Here is a 22,172-nt window from a genome sequence, read left to right on the forward strand (position 1 = left end):
ATTAATATTTTTAATGTGGTACATTACTGCCCTGCTCGATTTTCAGCTAATCAGAATCTGTCGATTTGCCAAGATAAATGGAACTTAGATGAGCAGTTCGGTTTTATAATTCTATTAGTTTTAGAATGGTAGAACTGCTAGACAAAGTTGGGACGACAAGCTAAGTCAAAATCTAGTATAAACGTCTAGTTTAAAATGTTATCCACAAGATAATAAAAAAAATAAGTTAAAGGATATTCTCTCTTCCTAATAACGAAAAGTACAGCCTGTAAGGCTTTGAGAACATTAAAAAGATTTATTTTTGATGCGCGCAGTGCTGCCTGAAACTTTTTGTCTACAAAGTTATCCACAACTTTGAAGGTAGATGATTCGCAGTTTATGTGGCATTCTGACGCCTTTTCCAGCTTAATCAATATGGATCTTCTATGGCTTCAGTTCCAAATAATCCCTTTATCCTAGTAGACGGCTCATCCTATCTATTTAGAGCCTTCCACGGTATGCCTCCGTTAACCAATTCTAAGGGGCAGGACACGGGAGCGATTTACGGCGTAGTAAACATGCTTCGTAGTCTAATACAACAGTACTCTCCCACCCACATGGCCGTTATTTTTGATGCTAAAGGCAAAACCTTTAGAGATGATATTTATCCTGAATACAAAGCTAACCGTCCTCCCATGCCCGATGAACTTAGAAGTCAGATTGCACCTTTACATGCAATCATCAAAGCAATGGGGTTACCCTTGATTGTAGAAGATGGGGTCGAAGCCGACGACGTCATAGGGACACTCGCACAACAAGCGACTGAGCAAGGAATTCCTACCTTAATCAGTACCGGCGATAAAGATATGGCGCAACTGGTTAATGAGCATGTCACTTTGATCAATACCATGAATAATCACATAATGGATACACAAGGAGTTATTGAAAAATTTGGTATACCCGCAAATTTAATCATCGACTTCTTAGCCCTTAAGGGAGACAAAGTCGATAATATTCCAGGGGTGCCAGGTGTTGGTGATAAGAGCGCTTTGGGTCTATTACAAGGTATTGGCAGCATTGACGAAATCTATAAAAACCTAGATAAAATTGCCGACCTCGAATTCAGAGGGGCCAAAAAAATGGCCGATAAAATGCGAGAATTCGAAACACAAGCACGATTGTCATACGAACTAGCGACCATTAAGCTTGATGTGAAACTTGAGTTTGGACCAACCGAGCTAAGCCCTACTCCACCCGTTCATGAAGAACTCGTAGAATTGTTCAAAGAGTATGAATTTAAGCGCTGGTTGGCCGAAGCAACTGATGGCCGCAGTATTCTCAGCTCTGCCAGTAAAACGAAAAACAACACCGCAAAAATAGATGAAACTGATGTTACTACGCCGCCAAAAGTAACAGAAACAGCCTACATTACAATTCTTACGGAAGCCGAATTAGACGAATGGCTAGTTCGCTTGGAACAGGCGGAATTGTTCGCTTTTGATACCGAAACTACGAGCTTGAACTACATGCAAGCAGAACTGGTTGGCATGTCTTTCTCGATTAAAGAAGGCGAAGCCGCTTATTTACCGTTGGCACATGATTATGCAGATGCGCCCGAGCAACTTGATCGCGCCATGGTGTTAGAAAAATTCAAACCTTTGTTGGAAAGCGAATCCCACAAGAAGGTTGGTCAGCACCTTAAGTATGACAAAAATGTACTGGCAAACTATGATATTGAATTGCGCGGTATTCAATTCGACACCATGTTAGAGTCATACGTTCTCAATAGTGTTGCTTCGCGTCACGACATGGACAGCCTATCAAAATACTACCTAGAACATAACACTATTAGTTTCGAGGAAATTGCCGGTAAAGGTGCCAAGCAATTAACCTTTAATCAAATTCCCTTAGAGCAAGCTTCCCCATATGCCGCAGAAGACGCAGATATCACCTTGCGTTTGCACCAAGAATTATGGCCAAAGTTGTGCGAACACGAATCCCTTAAAAACGTATTGCTCAATATTGAAGTGCCATTAGCATCGGTGTTATCGAAGATGGAACAAAGAGGCGTTTTAATAGACAGTCAAACACTATTACAACAAAGCCAAAATCTTGCATCGCGGATAATCCAACTAGAAAAAGAAGTCCATGAAATGGCTGGCGAAGAGTTTAATCTGGGCTCAACCAAACAATTACAAGAAATTTTATTTAAAAAACTAGACTTACCTGTTTTGAAAAAAACCCCCAAAGGCGCTCCATCAACGGCCGAAGAAGTCTTGCAAGAGCTCGCGTTAAACTACCCCGTTCCAAAATTAATAATGGAATATAGAGGGTTAACAAAACTCAAGAATACCTACACGGATAAACTGCCGAAAATGATAAACCCTAGAACTGGCAGAGTTCATACTAGTTATCATCAAGCAATTGCGGCCACAGGACGATTATCATCCACTGAACCGAATTTACAAAACATTCCAATTAGAACGGAAGAAGGTAGAAAAGTTAGGCAAGCCTTTATTGCAAGGAAAGGCTACAAAGTAGTTGCCGCCGATTATTCTCAAATTGAATTACGAATAATGGCTCACCTTTCAGAAGATAAGGGGCTATTGGAAGCCTTTTCTTCTGGTAAAGATGTGCATAAAGCCACTGCAGCAGAAGTATTTGGTGTTGAATTGGAAAAGGTAACAACTGACCAAAGGCGCAGCGCTAAAGCAATTAATTTCGGGTTAATTTATGGCATGTCGGCATTTGGCTTAGCCAAACAGTTAAATATTCCAAGGCAAGATGCCCAGAAATACATGAACTTGTACTTTGAGCGATACCCTGGCGTACTAAAATATATGGAACAAACTCGTGTCGCCGCAAAAGAAGATGGCTATGTTTCTACTGTATTTGGCCGCCGTTTGTATCTGCCAGACATCAATGCTAGTAACGGTATGAGACGTCAAGGTGCAGAACGGGCAGCAATCAATGCGCCCATGCAAGGCACCGCTGCAGATATCATTAAAATGGCCATGTTAAAGGTAGATGATTGGATAGAAAGCCTGAAAAATGATGATGTTCAAATGATCATGCAAGTTCATGATGAACTGGTTTTTGAAATAAAAGAACAAAAAATTAAAGAATATACCGAATCCATTATTTCTCTAATGGAAAATGCATGCAACCTCTCAGTCCCTTTGATAGTAGAGGCTGGAGAAGGTAAAAACTGGGATGAAGCTCATTAAAAAACTAAATATCCGATACGTTCCTTTGCTATTTTTGTAATAATATTACGAAAAAATTTGATTTTTTCAATTCGATAGCTAGAATGAGCTTTGTAGGGTACAGAGGTTAACTTATTTTAAGTTAGATATACCTTTGCTTTCGACCCCAGCAATTTGCTGGGGTTTTTTTATGCGTTTTGAAAAGAAAAACCGTTCATTTTTGTCCACACCAACCCGCTAACGTTTTTATATACCCCGTCGCCCGAAGTAAATTCATAAGCCAGACTTTTCGTTTATGACGTCGTCAAACTTGGGTCGAGTAGCCGAGTTTTGGCAATGTAAAATCGAATAATATCGAAAAAAATGAATTTTTATTGCTAAGAGATGAACTTTATTGAAATTAGCGACTCTGAATATACGGTTTTTATGTGTTTTCTCTCTATCCTATGCCCCTTCCTGTGAAGGGGCTTTTTTATTTCATAAGGGTAAATTAAAGTTTCTAGGGAATAAAAATCACGCTTAACTTTAAGTAGGGGGGTATTATTCAATAACCTCTTCATTATCTGTATAGCCCAACCATCTATCTAACTCTCTTTCGACGTTATCTAGCCCTAACCCACTTAATGAAGAAAAAGCATGCACAGTTACATCACCACAAAAAGCCATCGAGGCTTCCCTTGCCATTAGCAGTTGAGCCTTGCGTTTACCCGATTTTAATTTATCCGCTTTGGTTAATAGTGCTAACACCGGCAAGTCTCGCTCTACTGCCCAATAAATTAACTGTTGGTCTAAGTCTTTGAATGGGTGACGGATATCCATTAACACCACTAACCCCTTTAGGCTTTTACGCACTTGTAAATATTCCCCCAGAGATTTTTGCCATTTCAATTTCATTTCCAATGGCACTTTTGCATAACCATAACCAGGCAAATCTACTAATCTTCGCCCCTCTTCGATCTCAAATACGTTGATTAGCTGGGTCCTACCTGGTGTTTTACTCGTTCTGGCGAGGTTTTTTTGACGTGTAAGACGATTCAATGCGCTGGATTTTCCAGCATTCGAGCGACCAGCAAAAGCGATTTCAACTCCCTCATCATTTTCTAGATGACGGATATCTGGAGCACTGGTAATAAATTTGGCGTGACTGTAATGACTCACTCTAACTCTCTTTTGAAAACTGTAATTAGGGGTGTATTTCAGGCATAGTATACCAGTTAACTGCATTTATTAGGCTAAAACACTGAAATATCCACACAATTATTCGGGAAATGATTTTATCGCGCCGTTAAATGTGTAAAATACTGGTATTCTATTAACCAATGCATAAGATGTTTTGAGAGTCACTATGAAAAGATTGGGTTTGTTGGTGTGTTTGACCGTCGGTTTTTCAGCTTCGGTTTTTGCCAAGGGCGACGCACAAGCGGGTGAAGGGTTAGTTACAAGCAAAGGCTGTATAGCCTGTCATGGTGCCGATGGAAATAGCCCATTGGATATTTATCCATCCATTGCCGGCCAACACGCTGAATATATTGCAAAGCAGCTCAGAGAATTAAAATTAGGTGGAGAGACCGCCGGTGCAGAAGGTCGCTACGACCCTGTAATGAGTTCGCAAGCAGCGCTACTGAATGAGCAAGAAATGTTAGATCTTGCAGCATTTTTAGCAAGTCAGGAAGCAAAGCCAGGAACCACTCCTGAAGATGTGGTAGAAAAAGGCGGTCAACTTTATCGTGGTGGTGACTTAGATCGCGGTATTACAGCATGTATCGCATGTCACGGCCCTAGAGGAAATGGCTTAGGTCTAGCTGGATTTCCAGATATTAGCGGACAAAAAGCGGCTTACTTAAAATCTCAGTTAGAAAAATTCAAAGCTGGGACCCGAGCGAATGACTTAAACGGAATGATGCGAGATATCGCAGCTAAATTGACTGATGAAGATATCGAGACTCTTTCTCAGTACTTAGGTGGCCTCCACTAAATCAATCTGTTAAGCAATGAACAAAGTGAAAAGTGAACCTTTAGACCAAAAGGTTCACTTTTTTTGTTTATTGTATGTAAATAAGTTGTAAAATTAATTTTTTGGTGTATTCTTTTTCACAAATAAAAAGAAGGATAAGCAAATCTTATAAGATTTGTCAGGGAAGTTAGAACAGTTAATAACAATAATAAACAGCTGTTCATTGAGGTTCCATTTTGGAAATTATGGATTAACTATAAAGTGTCAGGAAGACCCAAAACAATATAAAAGCTTCGTGAAAAAAAATAAAAAGTGAAGTGTAAGACAAGGATAGCGATAACGGTTTAGGATGAACACGTAACGGGAGAAGTGTCATACGACACTCTATATCTAAAAGGCAACAGGCTTCTGTTGCCTTTTTTCTTATCTATCAGTTCTTTATGCCTTCACGTCTAGTCTCTTTCTAAGCTCGGTTATCTACTTTTGATGCTACCTTTTCAAGGTCGTATTCATTAATCTCGTTAGTCAATCCAAGTGACTGCATTTATCTGAACATTAAATCTGTATAACTGGGTTTAAAATGCGTTAAAATAGCGAATTAATTTAATATGGCAATCAATTATGGCTAGAATAAAGAAATCACGTAAAGTTGGACGCATAGGTGTTCCAAAAGAAAGTTGGGCGCCACGGAAACCGAAAGATCCGAACAACACTAAACCCAAAAAGCATAAAGGCAATCCATCAGGAAGTCGTCATAGTGCGGTGGAGTTAAATAAACAAACTCCTCAGCAGCCTAAACAAAATGATCCAAGAGTTGGCAGTAAAAAACCGATTCCATTGATTGCAGAGCCAAAAGAATTCATATCGAAACCGAAACCAAGCAAGCCGAAATATTTCTCCCCTGCCCAAGAATTAGCAGAGCTGGAAAATAACGACCGTTTAAATGATCTACTCGACCAAATGGATAGCGGTGCAACATTAAGGGCTGAAGACAAAAGTTACGTTGAGAAAAAACTAGCAAGGCATAGAGAATTATGTGAATTGTTAGGTATCAACTTGGAATCTGAAGCCAACCTTGGTCAAGAGGAAAGCAATGAAGACGATCCTTTTGCTCGTTTTGAGTCTATCAATATCGATGAATATAAGTAGGAGATAAGTTTTTGTCGATTTTAGAGTACACGTTAATAGCAATAGCAATTTTGATCATTAGCGCACTTAGTTTTTATGCAGGTAAATTACTGTTTCAGTTAAAGCGTCAGAACCAGGTACAGCGAAAAGCCAGACAAGAACGCGTGGTCAGAATTATGGAAAGTGTTCACACTATCGCTTGGGCCGTTGAACAACAGCAATGCAACTTATCTGAAGGAGCCATTAGATTGGTTAATTTGTTAGATAGTGTGCCGGTAGAGTCACCTCCGAACTGCAAACGAGATTACCCTAATTTATACAGCCTCTTTCTAGCGGTTAGGGAATTACCAACCCATCAGCAGCGTAAGGATTTACCTGCAGAAATAAGAGCTCAACAAGACCAAAACAGAGAAGAACAAGAAGCAAAACTTGAGTCCGGCATTCTAAAAGAAATGGTAATGATACGGTCTTTAAGTTTTAACTAGCTCAGGTTAAACGCCTGTAAAGTGGTTGAAATCTACTCTGCCCTCTAGCCTTGGAGGTTTTCAATCAGTCTATCGGGCAGCCTTAAGGAAATGACTGGCACAGCTAATTTAAATACTGTGTATAGCGTTCATGTGGCTTCATGTAATTGGTTTTGAAAGTTCAGCCTATAATAACCACACTTGACTGAGCTCAACGAACCACCATTTCGCCGAATCACTCCCCGCATATTGAATCGTCTGGTTACAACATCCAGCAAAAATTGATGGTAAAGTAAATCAGGTTTAGTGCTGAAACATCTCAAGTGGGACGGGTTTTAATTTAATGATAGATAAGGGCCAGATAAACGATATTCTGTATTCCACCTTATACCCGTTTATAACAATGACAATCTGTGGTGTGGTCATTAACCAGTCCAACGGCTTGCATGAACGCATAGCAAATCGTTGTACCAACAAAACTAAAACCTTTTTTCTTTAAGGCTTTCGCCATTTGGTCAGACTCTGGAGTTGAAGTGGGCACTTCATTAGGGTTACGCCAATGATTTTTTATCACGCGATGATCCACAAAGCTCCAAATAAAATCCGCGAACTCAATGCCCTCTTCCTGCATTTTCAAGAAAGCATGAGCGTTGTTAATAATAGATTTTATTTTTAAACGATTTCTGACAATACCTTTGTTTAACATTAAACGTTCAACATCTTCATCACCCATCAAAACAATTTTAGTCGGTTCAAAATTATGAAACGCAGCCTCGTAGTTTTGTTGTTTTTTAAGGATGGTTATCCAGCTTAACCCTGCTTGCTGCCCATCTAGGCACAATTTAGCGAACAATTCTTTGGGATCGTATACGGGTATGCCCCATACTTTATCGTGGTATTCTTGATAGATGGGGTCTTTCCCCGCCCAACTGCAGCGCTTTAAATCCACTCTCTTTCCTTATTTTTGGTAAAATTCTCGATAACTTGGGTTCAACATGCATGTTTATTACAATATTCGTTGATTTAGCCTACATTCAAAGCAAGACAAAAGGTATACTGGCGGGCATTTTTTTAGTAACCGTTAATGTAGTGATTGTTCATGCAAAAGTTTGACATAAAGACGTTTCAGGGTCTCATCCTTGCTTTACAGGATTTTTGGGCCCGTCAAGGCTGCGTAATTATCCAGCCATTAGACATGGAAGTGGGTGCAGGTACCTTCCACCCTATGACATTTTTAAGGTCTTTAGGACCTGAGCCGATAAGCAGTGCCTATGTGCAACCTTGTCGTCGTCCTACCGATGGCCGTTATGGTGAGAATCCCAATCGCCTGCAGCACTACTATCAGTTCCAGGTTATGCTAAAGCCATCCCCTGATAATATTCAAGAGCTTTATCTAGACTCCCTTAGAGAGTTAGGTTTTGATCCTCTAGTACATGATATTCGCTTTGTGGAAGACAACTGGGAATCCCCTACTTTGGGTGCTTGGGGTCTAGGCTGGGAAATATGGTTAAACGGTATGGAAGTCACGCAGTTTACTTATTTCCAACAAGTTGGTGGACTTGAATGCGCGCCAGTAACAGGTGAAATTACCTATGGTTTAGAGCGTCTAGCCATGTACATCCAAGGCGTAGATAGTATCTACGACCTAGTCTGGACAGATGGCCCTATGGGTAAAGTGACTTATGGTGATGTTTTTCATCAAAATGAAGTCGAACAATCTGCCTATAATTTTGAACATGCCGATGTTAAAGCCTTATTTGGAACCTTTGATCAATGCGAAAAGGACAGCCAACGAATGATAGAAGCCGGATTACCCTTACCAGCTTATGAGCAAGTTATGAAAGCATCCCATGCATTCAATATGCTAGATGCACGTCATGCAATTTCCGTAACCGAACGTCAACGTTACATACTGCGCGTGCGCACGCTAGCCAAAGCCGTTGCAGAGACCTATTACCAAAGTCGAGAAAAACTCGGTTTCCCCATGTGTAAAGACGAAGTAACCAAGGGAGATAAAGGTAATGCGTAAAGACAATCTGTTAGTTGAACTTGGTACAGAAGAGCTACCTCCAAAAGCACTAAAAAATCTAGCTCAGGCTTTTTGTGAGAATATTAAATTAGGCCTACAGGCAGCAGATTTAAGTTTTGATGAGATTGAAAGCTTCGCTTCACCAAGACGTTTAGCGGTAAAAGTTATCGCTCTGGCTGAAAAGCAGCTTGATAAAGAAGTCGAAAAGCGCGGACCTGCAGTGAGCGCAGCATTTGATGACCAAGGCAACCCTACAAAGGCTGCCGAAGGTTGGGCGCGCTCAAACGGCATTAGTGTTGACCAGGCACAACGCTTAAAGACTGACAAAGGTGAATGGTTATTGCACGTAGCGAGCGTCGCTGGACAGTCACTGTCTTCATTATTAGAAGATATAGTGGCAACGGCACTGAAAAAATTGCCAATACCTAAAGCCATGCGCTGGGGCGATAAGAAAATCCAGTTTATACGACCTGTACATACCCTGTGTATGCTTTACGGCGATACTCTGGTTGCGGGCTCAGTTTTAGGTTTAGAGTCTGCTAGAACCATTAATGGACACAGATTTCACGGCGAGCCCAGTTTTGAGCTAACTCACGCTGATGACTATCAAAGCCAATTGAAAAATCATTATGTCATCGCCGATTATCAAACGCGCCAGGATATCATCAAACAGCAACTTCAAGAAGCAGCGGCTAAAGAAAGTGGTGTAGTTGAGCTAGAACAAGATTTATTGGATGAGGTAACAGCTTTGGTTGAATGGCCAGTTGTGCTGGTGGCCAATTTTGAAGATGAATTCTTACAAGTACCCAAAGAAGCGTTAATCTATACCATGAAAGGCGACCAAAAGTACTTCCCTATGTTAGACGAAAATGGCCAACTTAAATCGCGATTTTTGTTTGTGAGTAACATTGAAAGTAAAGACCCAGCGCAGGTTATCCACGGCAACGAGAAAGTTATTCGTCCACGTTTATCCGATGCACGCTTTTTCTTTGAAACTGATAAAAAGCGCACTTTGGAAAGCCGACTGGATAGTTTGGAAACGGTTTTATTCCAAAAACAATTAGGCACCCTAGCAGATAAATCTCGTAGAATTTCGGAATTAGCGGCAAAGATTGCCAAGCATATCGGTGCTGATGAAAGCCAAGCAGCCCGCGCTGGTTTATTATCAAAAACCGATTTGATGACTGAAATGGTTATGGAGTTCCCAGATGTACAAGGTATTATGGGAATGCATTACGCCAATCATGATGGCGAAGATGAAGTGGTAGCAAACGCCCTAAACGAGCAATATATGCCACGTTTTGCTGGTGATGACCTACCCCAATCCAAAGTCAGTTGTGCAGTCGCTCTTGCCGATAAATTAGATACCCTAGTAGGTATATTCGGAATAGGGCAATTACCTAAAGGTGACAAAGACCCCTTTGCCCTAAGACGTGCCGCCATTGGTATACTTAGAATTGCCGTAGAGCTTAAGCTTCCCATTGATTTGGCTGATCTTGTTGCTGATGCTTACCTATTATTGAAAGAAAAAGTGAGTAACGATGAGTCCCAAGAACAAGTTGTTGATTTTATTTTAGGAAGATTTAGAACCTGGTATCAGGAACAAGGCATTGAAGTTGATGTCATACAAGCAGTACTCTCTAGACGCCCTACTTCACCAGCGGATTTCGATGCTCGCATCAACGGTGTGAAGCAATTTAAGTTGCTGCCTAGTGCCCAAGCATTAGCTGCTGCAAACAAACGCGTAGCGAATATTTTGGATAAGAATAAGGTGTCGGATGAATACAAACTGGATAGCAGTTTGTTAATCGAAGCCGAGGAGAAGCACTTAGCCGATGAAATAGCCCGCATTCAAGAAGAAGTTTCGCCGCTACTTGCAAAGGGTGATTACGAAGCTGTGTTACAGGTTCTATCACAACTAGCAAGCAGTATCGACGCGTTCTTTGATAATGTAATGGTTATGGCAGACGATCAATCCATTAAAAATAATCGTCTAGCACTGCTATTGCAATTACGTCAGTTGTTCTTAAAGTGTGCTGACATATCCTTATTAAGACACGAATAGAACAGTATCGAGGTTTTAAAATAAGTCTATGAAAAATAAAATTGCCTTAATTTTCTTAATCAGTACCTTTGTTTCGGGTTGCTCAACAACCTTTGTTGAGCAAATTATGGAAAAAGACTACCAAAGCTTTTATCTGCGTGGTGTGTTTACATGGTGGGAAGCTGATGAAAATTATCGAATTGAACAGGTAAACGGGAATTTATATAAGGCGACTGTAAAGTTAATTGCAGACGGCCAACCTTATGATTTTAAGTTTGCCGACGAAAATTATACACCGGGCTACGATTGTGGGAGTCCTACAGGTACAGCAGGTAAAGTATTAACGGTAGGAAAAGCCGCTAAATCTTCTTGTGAAAATCCCGGCGGTAACTTTCAGTTCACACCTAATGAAACAGGTGCCTATGACTTTTTCATCGATTTTACAAATGAACTTGCTCCCGTTGTATACATCGAAAAGGCTTAACCGCTAACAATTGTTCAAGCACCACCTCTTTATTAATTTAAAGAGGTGGAAATTCGTTTACCCCATTTCCCAACAATTATCTTTCTATAGCTAAATATTACCTATCCTACTAAGAATTAAATCCAGCAAACAAAGAATATATATTCTGGTTAACCTTTCATTGCTAAACCTGGATTCTGTCTATTTGAGGATCGTCAAAATAAAAAAGGTGCGTGTAAACGCACCTTTGCTACAACAATTCTTTTTTATAATATTTTCTTGAACAGTCTTTTTTTGCCTCTGCGATGAGCCATCAAACCTAAGATTCCCAGTGACAACATACTCAGCATCGCTGGCTCTGAAACGGCTTCCGCGTTTGCTCTAATCAAAAAGTTTCCAGCAAGCCCAAAATTATCTATTTTATCCCACCCTATTCCCGCACTAGGTGCTGAAACCCAGCTTTGGCCATTGAAACTACTTTGATCAAATGCCGCTGGGTAATAGTTAGCTTCGTGGGTGATGGTTACAGAAACAAAAAATGATTCGGAAACATTGGTATCCATAATATCAAACATATTAAAGATATTTGTATTTTGATTACTAACGACTCCTGCAATACTAGTGAGTAAAGACAAATCATCAGGCGTACCATCATTGTTAACGTCGTCATATAAACTAACAGTTACTGCCGTACCATCTTCTATTTGGCCAAATGCGACTTCGACAGAGGTGATCATTTCTCCACCTGAAATAGCATTGAATTGATTCGCCCATTCCATTGTTCCCCCAGAAGTAATACCCATAGAGTTGTCAGCGATACCATCATCCACAGAATAAATAATCGATGCATTCGTCGATAATGTAAGCAGTGAAAGTAAGAGGCCAGAAAATAATGCTTTTTTCATTTAAATACCCTTTAATGTTTTTAGTTATTATAGCAATGCAAATAAACAGCAATTATCAAGCCAGAAGTAAAAATACCATAATTTCAAACACTTATAATTCGTTAAAACAAAAGATAGAAAAACTGTAAATTTATTGGACAGTCTTACGAGTGTTGGTGTTTTGGTCATCTTCTATTTGTTTTAGCACTGTATTTATTAATTTGAGTTTACTTTTAACAAATAAAACAATATTTATCAGTTTGTCGTAAGTTTTAGTACTGTTGAATATATATTAGTTAGGTGCTGGCGGTGAATGATAATGAAAATGACTGAGGCATATGTAATAGTCTAGATATCTTGAGCACATTTGTTAGGCTTTTTTTAAAACCATATTAGTTTGATTCAACCTCCCATCGTTTTTTGATATACGGGTTTATGATTTTTTATTTAATTTAGGAGGGAAGCTGTCAAGGTTATTGCCGGGCCATCAATTTAATAGTAGTTATTGCATTACTGAAATTGTGCGCAAAAATATTAAGATGCCCTCAATCAGTTACATGTGGTTTCCTCTGCAGAAGAGCCTTAGCTTATTTACAACGAGAATAATTACGACATGCTTTATCCCTTTAGTAACCTTTTATAAGCTCTTCAAGGTCTAATTTTGGCTGTTTTCTCATACAACAAAATAAAAAAAGGTGTTCGTTGAGAACACCTTTTTGAAATATACCCTAAGGTTAAATAATCAAAACATGATAGGGCTTCAAGCCGCCCCACACAATTAACCGATTAAACGTCTAGGTTTGCCACTCTTAACGCATTTTCTTCAATGAAGTTACGTCTAGGCTCTACTTGGTCGCCCATTAGTGTAGTAAACAGTAGATCTGCACCAATAGCGTCTTCGATGGTTACCTGTAACATTCTGCGATTATCTGGATCCATTGTAGTTTCCCACAACTGTCCTGGGTTCATCTCACCTAACCCCTTGTATCGCTGAATGTATTGTCCACGTTTTGACTCTGACATTAGCCACTCTAATGCACTGACAAAATCTGACACTGGCTTAGTTTTCTCACCACGCTTGACGTAAGCGCCCTCTTCCATGATGCCGTTAATTGCTGCATTGAGTTCTTTAATTTTTGTATATTCAGTTGAATCTACAAAGTCATGATCAAATTTATATTCAGTATCAATACCGTGTTGGCGTAAAATAATGGATATGTAATGACTGCTGCGTTCAACATCTTCTTTGATTTCAAAACTGTAAGTTGCACCATCTGATTCATCATCAGCTAATGAGGCAATGTAAGTTTTACCAAAGGCTTCAAGCTTAGCCTTGTCATTTAAGTCTGATATTTCTAAAACATCACTGTAAATTAGCTGATTAACAAGAACTTTAGGGTACAACCTACTGATTCTATTAATCATTTTCACAGCAAGATGATACTGATTTACTAAGTTTTCTAAGGCGACTCCGGATATACCAGGAGCGTCAGAATTAACATGAATAGATGCATCAGCGAGTGCTATAGACGTTAGGTAGTTGGTTAGAGCATCATCATCTTTCAGATACTGCTCTTGCTTGCCTTTCTTAGCTTTATAAAGCGGAGGCTGAGCAATATAAATATAACCGCGCTCTAGTATTTCAGGCATTTGACGATAGAAAAATGTCAGTAATAAGGTACGAATGTGACTACCATCAACATCAGCATCTGTCATGATAATGATTTTATGATAACGAAGCTTTTCAGGGTCATATTCATCTCGACCAATCCCACAGCCTAATGCCGTGATTAAGGTAGCGACTTCTTGAGAAGAAAGCATTTTGTCAAAGCGCGCTTTCTCAACGTTAAGTATTTTACCTTTGAGTGGCAATATTGCTTGGTTCTTACGGTTACGACCTTGTTTCGCAGATCCGCCCGCAGAGTCCCCTTCCACTATGTATAGTTCAGAGTTAGCAGGATCTTTTTCCTGACAATCAGCTAATTTACCAGGCAAACCAGCTAAGTCTAGTGCTCCTTTGCGACGGGTCATTTCTCTAGCTTTTCGAGCAGCTTCTCGAGCACGCGCTGCATCAATGATCTTACCAATGATGATTTTACTTTCAGATGGATTCTCTAAAAGGAAATCCGTTAGCGCTTCACCCATTGCCGTTTCAACAGCAGGTTTCACTTCCGAGGAAACCAATTTGTCTTTGGTTTGTGAAGAAAATTTAGGATCAGGTACTTTAACTGAAATTACTGCAGTTAGCCCTTCTCTTGCATCATCACCACTTGCATTCGTTTTAGCCTTTTTATTCAGGCCTTCTTTTTCCATGTAGTTATTTAACGTACGAGTTAAAGCTGCACGGAATCCAGCGAGGTGACTACCACCATCTCGCTGAGGAATATTATTGGTAAAACAAAATACATTTTCGTTAAAGCTATCATTCCATTGCATCGCAACTTCAACTGATATGCCATCATCCCTTTCAGTGGTGAAATTGAAAATCTTTGAATGCACTGATGTTTTAGCTCTATTTAAGTATTCTACGAAAGCTAAAATACCACCGTCATACTTAAAGTGGTCTTTTTTGCCATCTCTGTCATCACTCAAAACGATGGAAACACCTGAGTTAAGGAAACTTAATTCTCTTAACCGCTTGGCTAAAATATCATAATGATATTCAACATTAGTAAACGTATCTTCACTTGGCCAAAAGCGAATTGTAGTACCTGTGGTTTCAGATTCACCAACTGCCTTCAAAGGTTCTTGTGGCACACCGTGAATATACTCTTGCTCAAAGACTTTCCCTAAACGGCGGATTTTCATCGTTAGTCTTTTAGACAATGCGTTTACAACAGAAATACCAACCCCGTGTAATCCACCGGAAACTTTATAAGAGTTGTCATCAAATTTACCACCGGCATGAAGTACTGTCATAATAACTTCAGCTGCTGAGACACCCTCTTCTTCATGTATTTCTGTAGGAATACCACGACCATCATCCGATACAGAGATAGAACCATCAGTATGAATCTTGACGTTAATTTCCGAACAGTGACCAGCAAGTGCTTCATCGATTGAATTATCAACCACCTCGAATACCATGTGGTGCAAACCTGTACCATCGTCTGTATCACCAATATACATACCAGGACGTTTTCTTACTGCATCTAATCCTTTAAGTACCTTAATACTCGAAGAATCGTAGTTATTCTCTTCTGCCATTTGATTAGTTCTCCTCTCTCATATGGCCATGTTCCACGTGAAACATTTTCTTGTTTTTGTATTTCTCTATAAACAGCAATTGAGACTTTTCAATTGCTGTAATAAAAAGCTGTGTTTCATTTTCTAGCAGTTTATCAATAAAAGATTCTCGCTTAGTCTCATCAAGCTCAGCACCAATATCATCCAGTAGAAATACACATGACTTTTTTGTCTGACCACTTAAGTGCTGTATTTGAGCTAGTTGCAATGCCGCTACTAACATTCGTAATTGTCCACGAGATAACGTTTCTGAAACATCAACACCATTGCACTTCAGTTTTAGATCAGCTTTGTGTGGGCCAACACTCAAGTATCCATTGCGACAATCTCTTTCGTATTTTTTGTTAATAGACTCTTCAAATGAAGCGTCCTTTTCCCACCCCCTATGATACGAGATTTCTACCGAAAACTCAGGTAGAAATTGCAATAAATTGCTATTTATATGGGCCAAAATGCTATCTAGATAAGCTTTTCTTAATTCTGTTAGGTGGTTTCCTACCTTTATAATTTGTTTGTCCCAGAATTGCATCTGAGTGCTATATTCGTATCTATTGGTTACGGTGTTTTTTCGTAGAAGCGCGTTCTTCTGTTTGACTAACTTTTGATATTCTTGCGACGTTTGAATAAAAGATGGTTCCACGTGGAACAACCCCCAATCCAAAAACCGACGTCGTAAAGATGGACTACCAATAATTAAATCTGAACTTTGTGGCGTAAATATCTGAATCGGAACGTGGCTTACTAATTCAGACATTTTATTCGATTTGTTTCCGTTAACGCTAACCAATAACGAATCGTCATTTTTACGTGACATACCAAGTTTTAAGGAATTATTTTCATCGGATACCACACTAAAAATACTGAATTCAATCGAGTTATACTGAATTACATTTTTATGTTTAAGGGTCCGGAAAGAGCGGCCAAAACCTAAGTAGTGGAGAGCCTCTAAGAAAGAAGACTTGCCACTACCGTTTTGACCAAATATAAAATTCAACGAAGGTGAAGGTAAAATATCAACATTTTGAAGATTTCGAAAATGTTGGATCTGGACTTTGTCCAGCTTCATAAAAAGAAGATTCCTTAATGACTATTAAAGTCTCATTGGCATAATGACATAAAGAGCTGAGTCGTCTGCAGCATCCTCAATTAACGCACTACTATTTGAATCAGCTAATGATATTTTAACGTTCTCAGACCCTAATGAATTAAAAACATCGATCAAATAAGCCACATTAAAACCAATTTCTAATTCCCCGTCCCCTTCATAAGAAACATCTACAATTTCTTCTGCTTCTTCTTGCTCAGGATTATTAGCCGTTATCTTTAATTCGTTTTTAGAAAGGTTTAAGCGAACACCTCTAAATTTTTCATTAGATAAAATAGACGCCCTTGAAAACGCATTTTTCAATACATCTTTACTGGCTTCAATTATTTTGTCCCCATCTTTAGGCAGGACTCTTCGATAATCTGGGAAACGACCATCAACTAATTTACTGGTAAAGATAAAATCACTAGAAAAGATACGAATATGATTTGAACCTAATTGTATTTTAACGAGATTATCGTCAGCTTCAATAAGGCGACTGATCTCTAACACACCTTTACGAGGGATGATGACTTGGCGACTAGGTAATGGAGAAGCTGTATACTTCAAACGACATAATGCTAATCTGTGTCCATCAGTGGCAACGGTACGAATAATATCTTCTTCGGTCTCTAGACTCATTCCATTTAGATAATAACGGACGTCTTGCTGTGCCATAGAGAATTGAGTGCTTTCAATTAAATGCTTCAGATTCGCCTGGGAAATTTCAAATTCAGTTTCGCCTTCCCAATCTTCTAAGTTTGGATAATCGCTTGCCGACAGCGTTGATAACGAATAGCGGCTACGACCGGAGCGAATCAACGCTTTATTACCATCTACTTCAAATTTAATTTCGCTTTCATCACCTAAACCACGGCAAATATCAAAAAGTTTTTTGGCAGGAACCGTAATTTCGCCTTCTTCAAACTCCCCTGTTAAGGTCACGTTTGAAATTAGCTCCACTTCTAAATCCGTACCCGTTAGCCAAAGTGAACTATCACTGACTTTAATCAGTACATTCGATAATATCGGTAAAGTATGACGTCTCTCTACAGCACCAGAGACTAATTGAAGAGGTTGAAGAAAATTTTCCCGACTGATGGTGAATTTCATTTATAAGCTCGTTTTTTATTTTAAGAAGATAATGTGCGAATAAGGTTCTGATAGTCTTCTTTTATATCATGACTTTCATCTCTTAGCTGTACTATTTTTCTGCAGGCATGCAAAACGGTAGTATGGTCTCTACCACCAAAGGCATCTCCAATTTCAGGAAGGCTATGGTTAGTTAATTCTTTTGCTAACGCCATTGCCATTTGCCTTGGCCTAGCAACACTGCGACTACGCCTTTTTGACAAAATGTCTGCAATTTTTATTTTATAGTACTCTGCCACCGTTTTTTGAATATTATCAATAGTAACTAACTTTTCCTGAAGTGCTAACAAATCTCGCAATGCTTCACGAACAAAATCTATAGTAATTGCGCGGCCAGTAAAATTAGCATTTGCAATGACACGATTGAGAGCCCCTTCCAATTCCCTAACATTAGAACGTAAACGTTTAGCAATGAAAAAAGCCACTTCATCAGGTAGATTAATTTTATTTTCTAGCGCTTTACGATTTAGAATCGCCACGCGAGTTTCAAGTTCTGGAGGCTCAATAGCTATAGTTAAACCCCAACCGAAACGAGACTTTAAGCGATCTTCTACCCCATCAATTTCTTTAGGGTAACGGTCAGAGGTTAAGATAATTTGTTGATTACCTTCTAATAAAGCATTAAAGGTATGAAAAAACTCTTCTTGAGAACGTTCTTTATTAGCAAAAAACTGAATATCATCTATCAGTAATGCATCTACAGAGCGGTAATAACGTTTAAAAGATTCTATAGCATTGTTTTGTAATGCTTTTACCATATCTTGAACAAATCGCTCAGAATGCATGTACACCACAGTGGCATTTTTCTTTTTAGCTATAATGCCATTACCTACAGCGTGCAATAAGTGTGTTTTACCTAACCCAGTACCACCGTAAATAAATAACGGGTTATAGGCCCCACCCGGATTATCCGCCACCTGAGTCGCTGCCGCTCTGGCTAGTTGGTTTGACTTACCTTCAACAAAATTATCAAACTTGTAAGTGACATTAATATTACTTTTATGCCCTTGACTAGATACTGAGGCTTTTTGGTTAAAGTCTTTACTATCTGGTTTTACAGGTGAGACATTTTTTTCGGTTACAGGAAGTTGCGAAGCATTTTCTCTTGACGTATTAGTTGCAGTATTAGTAGCAGGTTGATTGTTCCCACTGTGGTTATTGTTAGCTGCAAAATTAGCACCTTGTCTAGCTGTTACTTCCAACAACAAACTAGGCGCTTCTGAGCCACAAAATTCTTCTAACAGTTGGGTAATACGACTGTGGTATTTGTCTCGTACCCAATCGAGTACAAATCGGTTAGGAGCAGACAAAGTAACATAAAGATTATCTTCTGAAACTTTTAGCGGTCTTATCCACATACTAAATTCTTGTGTAGAAAGATCGTGCTGAAGACGATCAAGGCATCTATTCCATAAAGACATTAAAAAAAGTCCGTCACGAGGCCATTACAGCCCGTTAAAAGTTAAAATAACTCGATAATTGAATGCACTCGCCTAAGTGTAAATTGTCCAATTATTGTTCTTGTTTTACCCCTTTTCTGTAGAGGGTTGTGAATTATCTCGCATTCCCCCTACCAAGTGCAATACTGAATTGAACTTAATTTAAAGAACACGCCAAAAAACACCATAACCAATTGTATTTACAATATATTTTAATTAATTATAAAAACAATTAGCGACTCTGGTTTATATTATTTCAAATTTAAGGTGAATAAAAATAGCCCTAAAAAATCGCTATTTAGGAAATCACAATAATGAGTTTGTGGATAACATCAACTAAATAAACATAGTTATCAACAGTTAATAAATTTTCAATAAAAATAAAAGCAATTAATTTAGGGATCTGTGCGATCAATGATTGACAAGCTGCGTAAATATCTCTAGTATTCCGCATCCTTTTTGAGCGCAATGGTTAAACGTCTATTGAAGTTCATTTTATATTAACCTTTATGTATCGGGACTAGGTCATGAAAAGAACATTTCAACCAAGTAACTTAAAGCGTAAGCGTTCACACGGTTTTCGTGCCCGTATGGCGACAAAGAATGGACGTAAAGTCCTTGCTAATCGTCGTGCTAAAGGCCGTGCTCGTTTATCAGCCTAATTTCTCAAAGTGAGTGAAAATTCGTTTTCTCGGGAGCTAAGACTTTTAACTCCCACTCACTTTGAAAAAGTCTTTCAAAAAGCAATTCCCTCAGTTTCACCTCAACTCACTGTATTAGGCCGTTTTAATCAGCTAGATCATCCTAGGCTGGGTATTACCATATCTAAAAAACGTGTCAAGAAAGCACACGATAGAAATCGTATTAAACGCCTTATCAGAGAAAGTTTCCGCCTGAATCAACACCAATTGCCAAACACTGATATAGTTGTGGTTGGTAAAAGTGGCTTAGACACAATGACGAATCAACAAATCACATTGTTGTTAGGAAAATTATGGAAAAAGCTATCAAAGCGTTGCGCGCAATCCCAATCTGGTTGATACGTCAATATCAGCTATGGATTTCTCCTATGTTGGGACAAAATTGCCGTTTCCACCCAAGTTGTTCTCAATACGGTATAGAAGCGATTTCTAAACATGGGTTTTGGCAAGGAAGTTGGCTAACAATAAAGAGAATCAGTAGATGTCACCCCTTACATCCGGGTGGAATTGACCATGTACCAGAAAATAAGGCGAAAAAGCACGAATGAACTTATCATTTGCCTCATTTGCCTATACTATTTCGCCCTGTAAAAAAACAGATGTAATAAATACGTTCACAAATAGACTAATCTACTTGTGAAAAGCTAAATGCGGTGGTTAGACATCGTAAAATTGAACACGTAGTTTAAAGAGTATTATATGGAATCCCAACGCAGTTTTTTGATAATTGGCCTAGCATTGGTCAGTTTTCTATTATGGCAAGAATGGCAAAACGACTATGGTCCCCAGCCAGTTCAACCAACGCAGGTAGTTGACCCCACTCCTTTGTCCACTCCAAGTGCTGATTTGCCCCCTTCGACTATTACGGACGATAGCGGCGACGTACCAGAATCAACTATAGTTGAAAGTGCGAATCCAACAACCCCAACTAATTCTGTAGTACATGTGGTTTCGGATACGTTAGATGTATTGATTGATACTCGTGGTGGTGATGTAGTTTCAGCCAATCTTCGTAAGTTCCCTATCACTCAAGGTTCTAATGACTCATATAGCTTGTTACGCCCGGATGCAGTTAACTTGTATATTGCGCAAAGCGGTTTAGTGGGTAGAGATGCAATAGATACTAAAAAAGGGCGTCCAGCTTACGTAGTGAGTCAACAAGAATACGTAATGGAAAATGCAGAATTGGTGGTGCCATTGAAGTGGACATCTGCTGATGGCGTAGTCGTAACCAAACGATTCATCTTCACTCCAGGTCACCATGAAGTAAAAGTTGAATACGAAGTTGTTAATGGTAGTTCGCAACCAAAACAATACCAGCAGTACGGTCAATTAAAACAGGCCATTGAAGGTGCTGAAAGCAGTATGTTTATGCCAACCTATCGTGGTGGTGCGTTTTCAACCCAAGACGATCGTTATTCAAAGTTCTCCTTTGATGACATGGAAGATGAAAAGCTGAATGAAACAACCGTGGGTGGTTGGGCTGGTATGTTGGAACATTACTTTGTTTCAGCGTGGGTACCTCCCCAAGAAGACACTAACCAGCTATATAGTACAGTGGTTCAAGCCAGATACGCTGCAATTGGCTTCAAAGGCGCACCTGTTGAGGTAGCCCCTGGCGATTCAGTAACGATTACAAGCACTTTATATATGGGTCCTAAAGACCAGGATTCATTGGCTAAAATAGCTCGTGGTTTAGATCTGACAGTGGATTACGGAATACTTTGGTGGATTTCCCAACCACTATTCTCACTATTGCAGTTCATTCAAAGTATTGTGATTAACTGGGGCCTCGCTATCATCATCATTACTATTATTGTAAAAGGGGCAATGTACCCACTTACCAAAAAGCAATATGAGTCAATGGCTAAGATGCGTAACTTAGCACCTAAGATGGCACAACTAAAAGAACGCTTTGGTGATGACAGACAAAAAATGTCTCAAGCCATGATGGAAATGTATAAGAAAGAGAAAGTTAACCCCATGGGTGGCTGTTTCCCTCTACTTCTACAAATGCCTATTTTCTTAGCACTTTATTGGGTACTGCTGGAAAGTGTAGAACTCAGACACGCTGATTTTATATTTTGGATCACTGATTTATCTGTAAAAGACCCTTACTTTGTATTACCCGTACTAACAGGCTTGAGTATGTTTTTGTTGCAAAAACTGCAACCTATGACGATTCAAGATCCTATGCAGCAAAAAATCATGCAATGGATGCCAGTGGCAATGAGTTTATTCTTCTTCATTTTCCCTGCAGGTTTGGTTTTATATTGGCTGATCAGTAACGTAATTACGTTAGTGCAGGCTAAAATTATTTACTCGTCCATGGAAAAGCGTGGATTAAAAGCCAAATAAAAAGTGAATGGCGATAAATAAAAGTGAAAGCCCGCCATTGC

Annotated in this window: 18 protein-coding genes; 11 read left to right on the forward strand and 7 right to left on the reverse strand. The window is 39.3% G+C overall.

Going from position 1 to position 22,172, the window contains the following annotated elements; all coding sequences use genetic code 11:
* The first annotated feature begins 425 nt into the window (after positions 1–425).
* Positions 426–3,206 carry a DNA polymerase I gene (polA, locus tag Q4574_RS20055; RefSeq protein WP_303477096.1) on the forward strand — a complete coding sequence of 927 codons (2,781 nt, stop codon included), beginning with the start codon at positions 426–428 and terminating at the stop codon, positions 3,204–3,206.
* A gap of 519 nt (positions 3,207–3,725) precedes the next feature.
* On the opposite strand, the gene yihA is transcribed toward polA, so the two are convergent.
* Positions 3,726–4,343 (reverse strand): ribosome biogenesis GTP-binding protein YihA/YsxC, encoded by a 618-nt coding sequence (gene yihA / locus Q4574_RS20060; RefSeq protein WP_303477097.1) that lies wholly within the window; start codon positions 4,341–4,343, stop codon positions 3,726–3,728.
* A 187-nt stretch (positions 4,344–4,530) separates the two neighbouring features.
* On the opposite strand from yihA, the gene Q4574_RS20065 reads away from it, so the two are divergent.
* The 3 genes from Q4574_RS20065 (at position 4,531) to Q4574_RS20075 (ending at position 6,752) form a co-directional block, all read left to right on the forward strand.
* Positions 4,531–5,160 (forward strand): cytochrome c, encoded by a 630-nt coding sequence (locus tag Q4574_RS20065; RefSeq protein ID WP_303477099.1) that lies wholly within the window; start codon positions 4,531–4,533, stop codon positions 5,158–5,160.
* Positions 5,161–5,760: 600 nt separating this feature from the next.
* Positions 5,761–6,288: a Der GTPase-activating protein YihI gene (gene yihI, locus Q4574_RS20070; protein ID WP_303477102.1), complete on the forward strand. Its 528-nt coding sequence runs from the start codon at positions 5,761–5,763 to the stop codon at positions 6,286–6,288.
* Between the two features lie 11 nt (positions 6,289–6,299).
* A complete protein-coding gene (locus tag Q4574_RS20075; protein ID WP_303477105.1) occupies positions 6,300–6,752 on the forward strand; it encodes a DUF2489 domain-containing protein in 453 nt (150 codons plus the stop codon).
* A 364-nt stretch (positions 6,753–7,116) separates the two neighbouring features.
* Here the strand turns inward: Q4574_RS20075 and Q4574_RS20080 are convergent, their stop codons facing one another.
* Positions 7,117–7,680, reverse strand: a complete 564-nt coding sequence (locus Q4574_RS20080) for a DNA-3-methyladenine glycosylase I (protein WP_303477108.1) — start codon at positions 7,678–7,680, stop codon at positions 7,117–7,119.
* Positions 7,681–7,830: 150 nt separating this feature from the next.
* Here Q4574_RS20080 and glyQ point away from each other — a divergent pair, with 150 nt between their 5' ends.
* Genes glyQ through Q4574_RS20095 form a run of 3 tightly spaced genes read left to right on the forward strand, consistent with a single transcriptional unit; the run spans position 7,831 to position 11,288 of the window.
* A complete protein-coding gene (gene glyQ, locus Q4574_RS20085; RefSeq protein ID WP_303477111.1) occupies positions 7,831–8,760 on the forward strand; it encodes a glycine--tRNA ligase subunit alpha in 930 nt (309 codons plus the stop codon).
* Positions 8,753–10,825: a glycine--tRNA ligase subunit beta gene (gene glyS, locus Q4574_RS20090; protein WP_303477113.1), complete on the forward strand. Its 2,073-nt coding sequence runs from the start codon at positions 8,753–8,755 to the stop codon at positions 10,823–10,825. Before glyQ ends, glyS begins: the two co-directional genes overlap by 8 nt.
* A 28-nt stretch (positions 10,826–10,853) precedes the next feature.
* The gene (locus tag Q4574_RS20095) at positions 10,854–11,288 is read left to right on the forward strand and encodes a hypothetical protein (RefSeq protein WP_303477115.1); all 435 of its coding nucleotides are present in this window, start codon (positions 10,854–10,856) and stop codon (positions 11,286–11,288) included.
* A 245-nt stretch (positions 11,289–11,533) separates the two neighbouring features.
* On the opposite strand, the gene Q4574_RS20100 is transcribed toward Q4574_RS20095, so the two are convergent.
* The 5 genes from Q4574_RS20100 to dnaA all read right to left on the reverse strand — a co-directional run bounded on the left by Q4574_RS20100 (position 11,534) and on the right by dnaA (position 19,054).
* Entirely contained in the window at positions 11,534–12,172 is a 639-nt protein-coding gene (locus Q4574_RS20100; protein WP_303477118.1) for a PEP-CTERM sorting domain-containing protein, read from the reverse strand.
* A 765-nt stretch (positions 12,173–12,937) separates the two neighbouring features.
* Positions 12,938–15,358, reverse strand: a complete 2,421-nt coding sequence (gene gyrB / locus Q4574_RS20105) for a DNA topoisomerase (ATP-hydrolyzing) subunit B (protein WP_303477120.1) — start codon at positions 15,356–15,358, stop codon at positions 12,938–12,940.
* A gap of 4 nt (positions 15,359–15,362) precedes the next feature.
* Complete coding sequence (gene recF, locus Q4574_RS20110; RefSeq protein ID WP_303477122.1) at positions 15,363–16,463, reverse strand: DNA replication/repair protein RecF; 1,101 nt, start codon at positions 16,461–16,463, stop codon at positions 15,363–15,365.
* A 24-nt stretch (positions 16,464–16,487) separates the two neighbouring features.
* Entirely contained in the window at positions 16,488–17,594 is a 1,107-nt protein-coding gene (gene dnaN / locus Q4574_RS20115; RefSeq protein WP_303477123.1) for a DNA polymerase III subunit beta, read from the reverse strand.
* A 20-nt stretch (positions 17,595–17,614) separates the two neighbouring features.
* Complete coding sequence (gene dnaA / locus Q4574_RS20120) at positions 17,615–19,054, reverse strand: chromosomal replication initiator protein DnaA (RefSeq protein WP_303477126.1); 1,440 nt, start codon at positions 19,052–19,054, stop codon at positions 17,615–17,617.
* A gap of 545 nt (positions 19,055–19,599) precedes the next feature.
* Between dnaA and rpmH the strand changes: the two genes are divergently transcribed.
* The 4 genes from rpmH to yidC all read left to right on the forward strand — a co-directional run bounded on the left by rpmH (position 19,600) and on the right by yidC (position 22,131).
* A complete protein-coding gene (gene rpmH / locus Q4574_RS20125; RefSeq protein WP_008842504.1) occupies positions 19,600–19,734 on the forward strand; it encodes a 50S ribosomal protein L34 in 135 nt (44 codons plus the stop codon).
* A 9-nt stretch (positions 19,735–19,743) separates the two neighbouring features.
* The gene (rnpA, locus tag Q4574_RS20130; protein ID WP_303477132.1) at positions 19,744–20,112 is read left to right on the forward strand and encodes a ribonuclease P protein component; all 369 of its coding nucleotides are present in this window, start codon (positions 19,744–19,746) and stop codon (positions 20,110–20,112) included.
* Positions 20,067–20,321, forward strand: a complete 255-nt coding sequence (yidD, locus tag Q4574_RS20135) for a membrane protein insertion efficiency factor YidD (RefSeq protein ID WP_303477135.1) — start codon at positions 20,067–20,069, stop codon at positions 20,319–20,321. The genes rnpA and yidD overlap by 46 nt, the downstream gene beginning before the upstream one ends.
* 151 nt (positions 20,322–20,472) lie before the next feature.
* Positions 20,473–22,131, forward strand: coding sequence for a membrane protein insertase YidC (gene yidC / locus Q4574_RS20140; RefSeq protein ID WP_303477137.1), 1,659 nt, complete (start codon positions 20,473–20,475; stop codon positions 22,129–22,131).
* Positions 22,132–22,172: the final 41 nt, after the last annotated feature.

The organism is Aliiglaciecola sp. 3_MG-2023, from assembly GCF_030548205.1.
Lineage (GTDB): Bacteria > Pseudomonadota > Gammaproteobacteria > Enterobacterales > Alteromonadaceae > Aliiglaciecola.